We start from the raw sequence: 11,695 nt of genomic DNA on the forward strand, positions 1-11,695 counted from the left end.
CTGTTCAGGATCTAATGACCGATTGGGGTTTACTACAACTATTTTCTACGATTATCTTCTCTTTCTCCTTATGTTCAATAAATTCTGGAAAATGAAAGAAGGCTTTGCCTTCGGTGCCGGACTTATTGTGGTGGGACTAGCCCTGCAATTTAGCGTTGGTCCGATTCATTGGTCGGATTTTGCTTTTCCCCTCAACGGCATTTTTCTCTTTCTTTTTCTTTGCAGCCTTGGTTTGGTCTATGTGCTGCGCCACAAAGTACGCTTCTTTGGATTTTTCCACAGAGTGGAAGCTGCTGTGCCCATTTTGCTTTATGCTGCTGCCCTCACGGTGGCAATGGGACTGACGCGTCAAGTGCCTGCGCATGAGCGTGCTGTAGACCCCATTGGTTTGACACAAATGTTGTCGTTTTGGCCATTTGTGCTGGTTTATCTCACGCTGGCTGCCATTGTGGGTTTAATCGTTTTGCGTCAAGCTTTTCATTTCCGCTGGCGCGAACTGCCGTCTATGCTTTGCCACGTTGGGTTGTTTGTCGCCATCGTGTCGGCAACATTGGGAAGTGCCGATATGGAGCGCGTGAAACTCAAGGCTACTACCGATATGCCCGAGTGGCGCGCTACACACGAACAGGGGTTTGTGGAACTTCCGCTGGCTATTCAGCTCAAGAAATTTACCATCGATGAATATCCCCCTAAACTCTTGTTGGTGAACAACAAAACGGGAAAGACGATTCCAGAGAAGAATCCTGAAGTCGTGTTGATTGACAAGCATTTCAAAGAGGGACGCTTGATGCATTGGCGCATCAGAGTGCGCGAAAATTTGCCACTCTCTGCTCCTGTGGTGACAAAAGACACGATAAAGTATGTGGGTTGGGGCACTTCGGGAGCGGTGACTGCGCTTTTGGTAGAAGCACAACCGATGGATGGCGACAAAGAAGTGGGCAAACCCATTGTGGGTTGGGTGACTTGTGGTAGTTATATGTTCCCCTTCCAAGAACTTAAACTCAACAATCAGTTGAGTTTGGTAATGGCGCGCCGCGAACCCGAACGCTATGCTTCTCAAATTGAGGTTTTCACGAAGTCGCAAGAGCACATCGTGGCTACGGTGGAAGTGAATAAGCCTGTGAAAGTGGACGGTTGGATGATTTATCAATTGAGCTACGATGAGTCGATGGGTAGATGGAGCGAATCGAGTACGTTTGAACTCGTGAAAGATCCGTGGTTGCCAGCCGTGTATGTAGGTGTTTATTTACTCCTGGCTGGAGCTATCCTCATTTTCATTGTAGCACAAAAGCGTCGCTAAACCCTTTCGGTATAGGCGTGCGCCGCTTATCAGTATTCACCTCCCCAACAATGCTATTCGCTAGTGCGTTTGTCTCAAATGTTTATCTAGATTGTTTGTGTCAGATGTGTTTCTAGCGTGTTCATATCCAGCGTTGGGTTGCTCTTTTCTCATAATTCTCTTGTTATGACTTGGAATTCCTTTATATATTTTGCACTTCCCGCCTTGTTGTTGTGGTTGGGTGGTGCGTGGACAGCTTGGAAGAAGCGTCCAATTCCCACCTATTTGTTTACCGTTGCGGGACTTCTCGTCTATTTCGCTTTCATTCTCGGCATGTGGTTCTCGCTTGAGCGTCCTCCCCTCCGTACCATGGGCGAAACACGTTTGTGGTATGCGTTCTTTCTTCCCACAGCAGGCTTGATTATTTATTCTCGTTGGCGCTATCCCTGGATACTCGCTTTCAGTACGTTGTTGGCAGGAGTGTTCACCACCATTAACTTGGTAAATCCCGAGATACACAACAAAACGCTAATGCCTGCGCTGCAAAGTCCTTGGTTTGCACCGCACGTTATTGTCTATATGTTTGCTTATGCCATGCTCGGTGCAGCTGCATTGATGGCAGCCTATCTGTTGTGGTTCAAAAAGAGCGAAATAATAGAACATGAACTCGACATTTGCGACAACTTAGTACATGTAGGTTGGGCGTTTATGACGGTCGGCATCTTGTTTGGTGCACTCTGGGCGAAAGAGGCTTGGGGACATTATTGGGCTTGGGACCCGAAAGAAACTTGGGCAGCTGCCACTTGGTTTGCTTATTTGGCGTATATCCATGTGCGTCTGCGCGCTGATCGTTATCGTCGTGCGGCACTATGGGGATTGATTGTTTCCTTTGTGTTGTTGCAGATGTGTTGGTGGGGCATCAACTATTTGCCTTCTGCACAAGGAGCAAGCGTGCACACCTATAACATGGGCTAACCCCTAATCCTCATTTGTGTGAGGCATCATGAGAAACAATTTATCTGTTCACCGAAACATCCCCACCTATTGCGCAATAGGTGGGGATGTTTTGTTTGTATGATGTTTCGTTTTGCCGTTGCGATGCGAGACAACCTATAGAGTGGCGCAACCTATCGAGCATTCGTAGCAGTGGAAGTAGCCTGTTTGTAGAATATCCTTTCAGTTGTCTATCACCAGTACGTCTACTTACCTCTAGCGTGCTCCTACCTTCAGCCTTCTCCTGAATCTAATCTTAGCCTATCTTGGGTTGAATCGTTGTGCCTCTCTCGTGCTGTATTATTCCACAAAATAAACCGCCCACGACATTAGCCGTGGGCGGTTTTCTTTTGCTGTAAGTGATTCACTCAGTTGATTAGTCTTTGAACTTCGCAGCGATGAACTCGCGGTTGAGGCGAGCGATGTTAGCGATGCTTTCGTTTTTGGGGCAAACAGCTTCGCAAGCACGCGTGTTGGTGCAGTTACCGAAACCAAGTTCGTCCATCTTCGCTACCATCATCTTCGCACGCTTAGCACCTTCTACGCGACCTTGAGGAAGGAGAGCGAGTTGAGACACCTTAGAAGCAACGAAGAGCATAGCAGAACCATTCTTGCAGGCTGCCACGCAAGCGCCACAACCGATGCAAGAAGCGCAGTCCATAGATTCGTCAGCATCGGGCTTTGGAATGAGGATAGCGTTAGCATCTTGAGCTTGACCAGTGCGGATAGTGGTATAACCACCAGCAGCTTGGATTTGGTCGAAAGCAGTACGATCTACCATGCAGTCCTTAATCACGGGGAAGGCAGCCGAACGCCAAGGTTCTACGGTAATCACGTCACCATCGTTGAAGCGACGCATGTAGAGTTGGCAGGTAGTAGCACCAGTAGCCGTCTTGCCGTGGGGAGTACCATTGATGTAGAGTGAGCACATACCGCAGATACCTTCGCGGCAGTCGTGGTCGAAGACGAAGGGCTCTTGACCATCGTTGATGAGTTCCTCGTTGAGGATATCGAGCATTTCGAGGAAGGAAGTGTCATCGGGGATGTTCTTCATCTCGCGCTGTTCAAAGTGACCAGCGTCCTTCGGACCATTCTGCTTCCAGTATTTTACGGTGAAAGAAATATTCTTAGCCATGACTATGTCTTGTTTGGGAGTTGGGGAAATCTTAGTGTGCAATCTTCGCATCGTTTTCGGTCGATGTCTAGGTGAGCTCATGGCTCATTGCCTAGACATGCCGAATATGCGATTGCGTTTCGTTAGATTACGCCTTGTAGTTACGGGTTTGCACCTTAATGATTTCGTATTCGAGAGGCTCTTTAGAGAGCACGGGAGCCACGTCGTCGCTGCCTTGGTATTCCCAGCAGCCCACGTAGAAGAAGTTTTCGTCGTCGCGCTTAGCTTCGCCTTCTTCAGTTTGGTGCTCTTCGCGGAAGTGACCACCGCAAGACTCCTCACGGTGGAGGGCGTCGTTTGCCATGAGTTCACCCATAAGGATGAAGTCTTCGAGGCGAAGTGCCTTCTCGAGTTCCACGTTTACGCCTTCCTTCGAGCCAGGGATGCGGAGTTCTTGATAGAAAGTCTTGCGTAGCTCCTTGAGGAGACCGAGACCCTTCACGAGACCTTCCTTGGTGCGGCCCATACCCACGTATTCCCACATGATGTGTCCGAGTTCCTTGTGGATGCTGTCCACGCTGCGCTTACCACCGATAGCGAAGAGACGATCGATGCGTTCACGCACGTGCTTTTCTGCAGCCTCAAATTCGGGGAGGTCAGTAGAGAAGCGGGGAACGGTGATTTGGTCAGCGAGGTAGTTCTGAATCGTGTAAGGGAGCACGAAATAACCATCTGCCAAACCTTGCATGAGTGCAGAAGCACCGAGGCGGTTAGCACCGTGGTCAGAGAAGTTACACTCACCGATGGCAAAGAGACCATTGATAGTGGTCATGAGTTCGTAGTCCACCCAGATACCACCCATGGTGTAGTGGATAGCGGGGAAGATTTGCATAGGAGTTTCGTAAGGAGACTCGTCGGTGATTTCTTCGTACATGTCGAAGAGGTTACCATAGCGAGCTTCGATTTCCTTGCGACCAAAGTCCTTGATAGCTTGTGAGAAGTCGAGATATACGGCAAGACCCGTATTGTTCACACCGAAGCCCTTGTCGCAACGCTCCTTAGCCGCACGTGAAGCCACGTCACGAGGCACGAGGTTACCGAATGCAGGGTAGCGACGTTCGAGATAGTAATCGCGATCTTTTTCGGGGATGTCCTTACCTTGGAGGCGACCTTCTTGACAAGCCTTAGCGTCTTCGAGCTTCTTAGGCACCCAGATGCGACCATCGTTACGGAGAGACTCAGACATCAGCGTGAGCTTAGACTGCTTGTCACCGTGTACGGGGATACAAGTAGGGTGAATCTGCACGTAAGCAGGGTTAGCAAAAACAGCACCCTTGCGGTAGCAAGCGATAGCAGCCGATGCGTTACAGCCCATAGCGTTAGTAGAGAGGAAGTAAGTGTTACCATAACCACCCGTACCAATCACCACAGCGTGTGCAGCGTAGCGTTCGATTTCGCCGGTCACGAGATTGCGAGCGATGATACCGCGAGCGCGACCATCGATGATCACGAGGTCGAGCATCTCATAGCGAGTATAGAGTTGCACAGTGCCAGCGTGCACTTGGCACATGAGCGAAGAGTAAGCACCAAGGAGGAGCTGCTGACCAGTTTGACCTTTAGCGTAGAAAGTACGGCTCACCTGAGCACCACCGAAAGAGCGGTTAGCGAGCATACCGCCGTATTCGCGAGCGAAAGGCACACCTTGTGCCACGCATTGGTCGATGATAGCGTTGCTCACTTCAGCCAAACGATACACGTTAGCTTCACGAGCGCGATAGTCACCACCCTTTACGGTGTCGTAGAAAAGACGATATACAGAGTCACCGTCGTTTTGGTAGTTCTTTGCAGCGTTGATACCACCTTGTGCAGCGATAGAGTGTGCGCGGCGAGGAGAATCTTGGATGCAGAAGTTCTTCACTTTGAAGCCCATTTCACCGAGCGAAGCAGCAGCACTTGCACCAGCAAGTCCAGTACCTACGACGATAACATCGAGCTTACGTTTGTTTTTGGGGTTCACCAACTTCTGGTGAGCTTTATAGTTGGTCCACTTCTCGGCCACGGGGCCTTCGGGGATGCGAGAATTCAAAATAGCCATTTGAGAAATGCTTGAATTTTGAGATAAATGGGAGAATGTGCTACGATGCTAATTTAGCAACCGAAGTGCATAGTGCCATTGAGCATAGCGGCAACAGCAAACTTCACAACGACAGCTGCAAACATGAGCATGATGATGGTGGAGTAAACATAGCTGATGCACTTGATGCGGGGCAACCAAGTTTTGCCGCTAGCACCGAGGGTGTGCATTGCACTCCACATGCCGTGAGTGAGGTGGAACCAGATGGCTAAGAGCCATACAAGATAAAGCACGGAGTAAACAGGATTAGCAAAAGTGTATTGAATCCAATGGTAGCCATCAGCGGCCAACCATTCGTTGCCAACGTGTGCCAATTCCACGAACATCATCTTTGCCCAGAAGTTATAGAGGTGAAGGGCGATGCCGAGGAGAACAACGATACCGATGACAAGCATGTTTTGAGAAGCCCATTCCACCTTTTCAGGACGGTCTACGACTGCATAACGGCTGTTACCGCGAGCATTGCGGTTTTGTGCTGTCAAGATGAAAGCATAGACGAAGTGGATGAGCATCAATACACCCAATCCCGCGGTTGCTGCTACGGCATACCAGTGGGCGCCGAGCATTTCGCAAATCATGTTGTAGCCCTCAGCGGAGAAGAGTGCTACCACATTCATGCATCCGTGGAAGGTGAGGAAGAGAATCAGGGCGAGTCCAGTGACCGACATGAGCACCTTTCTTCCGATAGATGAAGTAGTTAACCACATAATAGTTTTTGAAGAAATTAAATTGTTGATGAATTGTTATAGTTTCGAGAGAAGGACAGGGAGAAACACACCAAAACTGCGCCACTTTCTTCTATGAAAAATGGCGTTAGTAGGTGTGCGTTATGCTGTCTATCATTTTGATTATTCGTTTTTTACGACAGGTGTTTACTGCCTTAATACTCTCCTGATAAATGAGGAGACGAAGTATTATCTGCAAAAATAACAGAAATCTAGCAATGCACAAAAGGAAAGTTCAAATTAATTAATATATATCGCACTAGACATAAATGAGATATGCCATTTTATAATCCTAATTGTGTAAGTAATCGTTCGCCTCGTGCAGATTCAGCTTCGCCCAGATCCATAAATTTATAGAGCATATTGAGAGCAGCACGTTTCACGCCCACATCTCCCTCGGGCGCAGAGAGTTCTGTTGCCACCTGGTCTAGCAGTTCGTCGGCATCTCGCTGCGTAGGATGCAGACCAGCCATGAAAAGGCGACCCAGTAGCAACCAACCTACTAGTCTTTGTATCAGTACTTCCGAAGAAATGAGTCGGAAAGCCATCGACGAAGCATAAGGACGATGTTGGAGCAGATGCAACACCAGCACCTGTGCTTCCTCAGCATAGCGCAGTTGTTCCATCCAGAGCATCGCTAGTTCTTCATCAAAATCCGATTGTGGCATCGTCATGATAGCGAGCAGTCGGAGTTCACGGATGTCCTCTTTCCACAGTGCAGCGGCGAGTTCGTAGGTGTGAGGGATTTCAGTGGCAATCTCTGCCAATCGAGGTTGGTCCACGCCAAAGTTCACGCGATAGTCCACTCCATTTTTGCGCATCGTTCCGCTGAGCACACCGTTCATGGCAGCACGAAGTCTGCGTTTGATTTCGCGCAGTTGGTCGTCGAGAGGTTGGTTAAGTTCAGTCATTCGCTTATATATTGTATAGTCGTTGTAGTTGAGTTTGCTGCAAAAATACGAAATCTGCGCCAGCTAGCGCAGATTTCGTTGCATAATAATCATCATTATCGCAGGAGGTAGCCCTTCTTCTCAGTCACTTCAGAAGCGCAGTTCCCAGCGAATGGAAGGAATAATAGAGAGCAGGCTCAATTGTTTCCATCTGTCCTCTTCGTGAAACACCAAATAAGGGTTCTTTCGGTTCAACACATTGTAGAGCGAGAAGGTGAGTTCGTGTTGCCAAGTGCGTCGCTTCCACAATACGGAGTACCCCACATCCAGTCGCAGGTAGTTCGCCACGCGATACTCATTGACCTTACTCATCTGCGTGCGGTAGTTGGCATGGAAGCTATAGAGGTGATTGTAATTGGAAGAGGTACCAGTCGTTTCCCAGAAAGGCAAATTTTCAGCGGAGTAGGTAGTCACAGGGATGGTCATGTTGTGCCCCGACGAGAAGTAAAGCCCCGTGTGAAATCGCTGCTCACGTCGTTCACTCGCTTGCAGCAGATATTGCGATTGCACGTTGAGGTTGTGCGTGCGGTCAAACTTGAAGGGGAAGCGCAGTCCGCGATTGATTTCGGCAAACTGCCGTGTGGTGCGAGAGAGGGTGTAAGCCATCGAACCCGTCCAGCGACCTTTGCGCTTTTCCAACCACAGTTCCAAACCATAAGAAGCTCCTTTTCCAGCAGCCACATCTTCTTCCCACGACACATTGTGCACCGCGAAGAGATTGAGCAAACTCTTATAGGTGGCGATGTGTGAGAGATGACGGTAATATCCTCCGAGGGTAGCATAGAAAGTGTCGTTGCCCCAGAATCCGCCTACATAGTATTGGTGCGACAGCTCCGTGGGGAGTTGTTGCGAAGCAGGCACCATCAAGTCGAGTGCCCAGCCCACTGGCAGCCCTTCCAAACTATGCTGAAATTGTGAGAGACGGTCGAAAGTCACTTCCACTCCAGCATTGTGTGTGAGGAAGGTAGAGCCTTGTAGTCTCACGTCCAAGTGGTGCGATGGGTGCTTTGCAGCATCTTTATAGAAAGTGTAGCGCAGCCCACCTTTGAGCTTGTAGCGATTGTCTTGATATTCCGCCTCGGTGAAGAGCGAAGACTGCGAGGTGCGGTAGTCGCTTTGTCTCACAATAGCGTCATAATGGTTCAGATAGGTCTTCTGTATCGCAGGTTTGAAGGAAAGCGCACGCACATCCACACCTCCGTTTATCGCTATACTTCTCCAACGTGTGAACAACTGGCTGCGAATAGCCTACTCGTGCTTCTCCGAGCCTAGTCCCATTCCGCCGCTCAAGCCTCTGATGGTAAACTCTCGCTGTTCTTGAATGCTGGTGAACTTGGAGGAGTAGGCTGTGGTCACTAGTCGCATCCCAAGGGTGGGTTGGTAGTTCCATTGCAACTTTGCCACACTGTTGTCCCAGCCTAGATGGATGCTGTTGCTCGTCACGTCTTCATCTATTTCTGGCTCGTATTTCAGTTTGTCATGACTCCCATAAAGCATCATTTCCAGCGAGTGCTTAGGGTGAATCGCCCAAAAGAGTTTGGCATAGCCATCTTGCACTTGTGGGTCGAAGTCGCCCGACACGTTTTCTGCACCAGCTATCTTCTTCGCAAGCAGATATTCAGGACGGAGCAGGGCAGATCTTCCCGTCAATTGGAAGGAGAGTTTGTGCTTCACGAGATAGCCTTGCAGCGAAGCCCCCACCATGAGAGGAGAGAGGGAGGCAGAAAATTGATATCGCTCCAGATTAGGCTTGGGAGTTTCGATTTTCAGCAGCGATGAGAGCAAATCTCCGCTAGCTGCCGAGATACCACCCATCTGAAAAGTCGATTTGTCCACGATGTCCGCATGGAAAGTGGAGAAAAGTCCAAACAGGTGTGTCGGAGCACTAATTGTCACCCCATCTAGCTCCACGCGGTTGTTGCCGTTGCCCCCTCCACGCACGTAAAATCCCATGCCGCCTTCCATGCCTTGTGCCACACCCGGCAGCACTTGCATATAGCGCATCACGTCAGTTTCGCCGGTGAGGGTGGCTATTCCTTTCACCTCATTGGTGCTGTAGGTGAAGGCATTGTTGCCGCGTCGTTCGCGCACTGCCGTCACAGTGAGCGTGCTAAGACTCTTGCCCAGCGGAGACAAAGAGATGTCGTGGACACCGCCAGTTTTGATCACCACTTTCTTTTGCGCATATCCTTGCAAGAAGACGATAATCTCCAGTTGCTCCGCTTTTTGTTCTAGCTCAAATCGTCCGATGGAGTCCGTTTGTGTCAGCACCTTCCCTTGATGGCTCAAGATTTCCACCTTGGGCAGAGGCACTCTAGAGTGCGCATCGCGCACCACTCCTTCGAAATGCTCCGCCAGTGCTGTGAGCGGTAGGCAGCACAGCACCGTCAAATAGTAGTATCGCAATCTATTCATCATGGGGCAGTGGGGGTGGAAGGATAAATGTTGTTGTAATAGAAAGACTGTTGCCAGTAAGCGGCAAAAATGCCCAGTCCGTTCTCAATGTTGGAGTAAATAACCGTTTCGTCAAACCAGCGTGCAGGGTCGTCAGAACCTTCATAAAACTTCAATTTCTCCAGTATAGATTTCAGGTAACGGTCATATTCTGTAGAGGCTGAGCGCATCACGATAAAGGAAGCCCATGCTTCACCGTATGCTATGGTGAAATGATAGGGATTATCGCGAGTGATTGCCGGGTTGGGTGCCACTCTGATGTAGTTTTCATAAGGAGTCGATCTATCATTAAAGGTGTTGCTCCTATCCACTATTTCATCTTGAGTGAAGCGGTCTGCATCTTTGTGGGTGGTCGCAATAGTGCTAATCAACCTAGCCTGAGCATCGTCTTCCACTTTGGGTTTTTTGAGCACATGTTGAGACTCCTTTAGGCTCGAAGTTAGTGCACAAATCCAAAAAGGAGCTGAATGACTGCTTTGAGTGAAAGGTTTGGTTATATTTTGGTTGCGTGGGTCTCCACGGTAGATGTCCACCGGGGTGGGCATGGTGGTGGTCGCTGTGATGGTGGGATGTCCAGGCACTTCCACAACAAGCCGATAATTCTTTCCGTGGTGAGGGGTGTAGTTCAGTTCCCACTCCCCATATCCTACTCTAGAGAAGGTGCCCACTGCTTTCTCTTCCTCGTAGAGAGTAGGGGTAGCCACTTCCACTTCTTCTGAAAAACTCGGTTCGTTGACAGGGTTGCTGTAAGTGAGCTGTAGTTTCTGCACCTTAGTGTTGTGTAGCACACACGACACCACCACCTTTCGCGAACCTTCCTTGGGGGATATGGATAAATCGTCCACACACGCCGTGAGCATGATGAGTAGGCACCAATTGGCTAACAGAAGCCACCAGCCTTTCCTTCTTTTGTGCATGAATTAGAGTTTAGAGATTAGACGTTAGATTTTAGACGTTAGAGATTAGACGTTAGTGCCATGCCAAAAAGTTGCACTTTAGAATTTAGATAAGACGTTAGATTTTAGATGTTAGCACTATGCATCGCAGGGGCAACTTAGAAGTTAAAAACAACAGCGAATAGGGCTGCCCAATTGCGTTTTCCTTCTAACGTCTAATGTCTACTTCCGTGGTATCTCTCAGCACCTTTCCGTCTGTGGTTTCTAGTATCGACACGAATTTCACGTGCGCTGGCACTTCGGGAGGAGTGGCATTGAAACGAAATACGATGACAGGGGGAGCCATTGGTTTAAGAGCTAGCCATTGCGCAATGGTTTCCACCTTATTTTGCGAGCGGTAGCCCCATACCAAGGACTGAGTGGTATGGGTAATAATTTGTTTGGGATGGAACTCAAAGATAGAGAAGTAGTGGTTGAGCGATGTCCCTGCAGCTTGTCCAAAAAGCGGAGTTGTGGCTATGATGTTGAAATCCTTGACACCCGTTATGCGATATTCCCAAGGTTTGATAAAGAACCAATCTAGCCCTTTTTGATTGGTGCTCCGTGTCTTGACTACCCCTCTGTAATAATCATCCCCTAGCAGTCTTTCCAACTTTTTGTTTCCTGGCGCAATGGGATAGTCAGAGGTGTCTCTCTGCCCCATCTCAGAATAGGTTTCTGGAAATAGATTGGGGTATTCTGCTATCTGTGCTTTAAGTGGACCATTAGTTGTGAACAGACACAGTAGAAAGTCTTGTGCCTTTATTGGTTGCCCAACTTTTGGAGTCGGCTCGTAGAAGTATCCTTGGTGGTTTTCCAAAGCGAGCGTAGCGATGTTGTTGCACTGTCTTGGATAATATTCGAAACCAAGACCTGTGTCCAGAAGCTGCACTTCTTCTTTCTTGCAAGAAGTGGACATACCTAATACACATGCTAAAAGGAAAAGATATTTCATCATACGATGTTAGAATTTAGACATTAGAGTTTAGATGTTTGAATGTAGAGATAAGACACTAGATATTAGAATTTAGATGTTACCACTATGCAGCGGATAGGGCTGCCCAATTGCGTTAGCCTTCTAACGTCTAATATCTAACGTCTAATATCTAAC

At 48.8% G+C, this 11,695-nt stretch carries 10 protein-coding genes; 2 read left to right on the top strand and 8 right to left on the bottom strand.

Annotation, left to right across the window (positions count from 1 at the left end; genetic code table 11):
* The coding region (locus HMPREF9999_RS01880) for a cytochrome c biogenesis protein ResB (protein WP_009436577.1) at positions 1 to 1,300 on the top strand (1,300 nt) is incomplete at its 5' end.
* A gap of 165 nt (positions 1,301 to 1,465) precedes the next feature.
* Positions 1,466 to 2,254: a cytochrome c biogenesis protein CcsA gene (gene ccsA / locus HMPREF9999_RS01885; protein WP_009436578.1), complete on the top strand. Its 789-nt coding sequence runs from the start codon at positions 1,466 to 1,468 to the stop codon at positions 2,252 to 2,254.
* Positions 2,255 to 2,648: 394 nt separating this feature from the next.
* Here ccsA and HMPREF9999_RS01890 read toward each other — a convergent pair whose 3' ends face one another.
* From HMPREF9999_RS01890 to HMPREF9999_RS01925, 8 genes are all read right to left on the bottom strand, one after another.
* On the bottom strand, positions 2,649 to 3,407 hold the full coding sequence (locus HMPREF9999_RS01890; RefSeq protein ID WP_044062923.1) for a succinate dehydrogenase/fumarate reductase iron-sulfur subunit: 759 nt from the start codon (positions 3,405 to 3,407) through the stop codon (positions 2,649 to 2,651).
* 127 nt (positions 3,408 to 3,534) lie between these two features.
* The gene (locus tag HMPREF9999_RS01895) at positions 3,535 to 5,481 is read right to left on the bottom strand and encodes a fumarate reductase/succinate dehydrogenase flavoprotein subunit (protein WP_009436581.1); all 1,947 of its coding nucleotides are present in this window, start codon (positions 5,479 to 5,481) and stop codon (positions 3,535 to 3,537) included.
* Between the two features lie 53 nt (positions 5,482 to 5,534).
* A complete protein-coding gene (locus HMPREF9999_RS01900) occupies positions 5,535 to 6,227 on the bottom strand; it encodes a succinate dehydrogenase/fumarate reductase cytochrome b subunit (RefSeq protein WP_009436582.1) in 693 nt (230 codons plus the stop codon).
* A gap of 302 nt (positions 6,228 to 6,529) precedes the next feature.
* A complete protein-coding gene (locus tag HMPREF9999_RS01905; protein WP_009436583.1) occupies positions 6,530 to 7,156 on the bottom strand; it encodes a DNA alkylation repair protein in 627 nt (208 codons plus the stop codon).
* A gap of 129 nt (positions 7,157 to 7,285) precedes the next feature.
* Complete coding sequence (locus tag HMPREF9999_RS01910; RefSeq protein WP_044062924.1) at positions 7,286 to 8,428, bottom strand: TonB-dependent receptor; 1,143 nt, start codon at positions 8,426 to 8,428, stop codon at positions 7,286 to 7,288.
* A gap of 15 nt (positions 8,429 to 8,443) precedes the next feature.
* Positions 8,444 to 9,613, bottom strand: a complete 1,170-nt coding sequence (locus HMPREF9999_RS01915; protein WP_009436585.1) for a Plug domain-containing protein — start codon at positions 9,611 to 9,613, stop codon at positions 8,444 to 8,446.
* Positions 9,610 to 10,566, bottom strand: a complete 957-nt coding sequence (locus HMPREF9999_RS01920; RefSeq protein WP_009436586.1) for a DUF4249 family protein — start codon at positions 10,564 to 10,566, stop codon at positions 9,610 to 9,612. The genes HMPREF9999_RS01915 and HMPREF9999_RS01920 overlap by 4 nt, the downstream gene beginning before the upstream one ends.
* Before the next feature lie 187 nt (positions 10,567 to 10,753).
* Positions 10,754 to 11,542, bottom strand: a complete 789-nt coding sequence (locus HMPREF9999_RS01925; RefSeq protein ID WP_009436587.1) for a hypothetical protein — start codon at positions 11,540 to 11,542, stop codon at positions 10,754 to 10,756.
* Between the last annotated feature and the right edge of the window lie 153 nt (positions 11,543 to 11,695).

This window comes from Alloprevotella sp. oral taxon 473 str. F0040, assembly GCF_000318095.2.
Lineage (GTDB): Bacteria > Bacteroidota > Bacteroidia > Bacteroidales > Bacteroidaceae > Alloprevotella.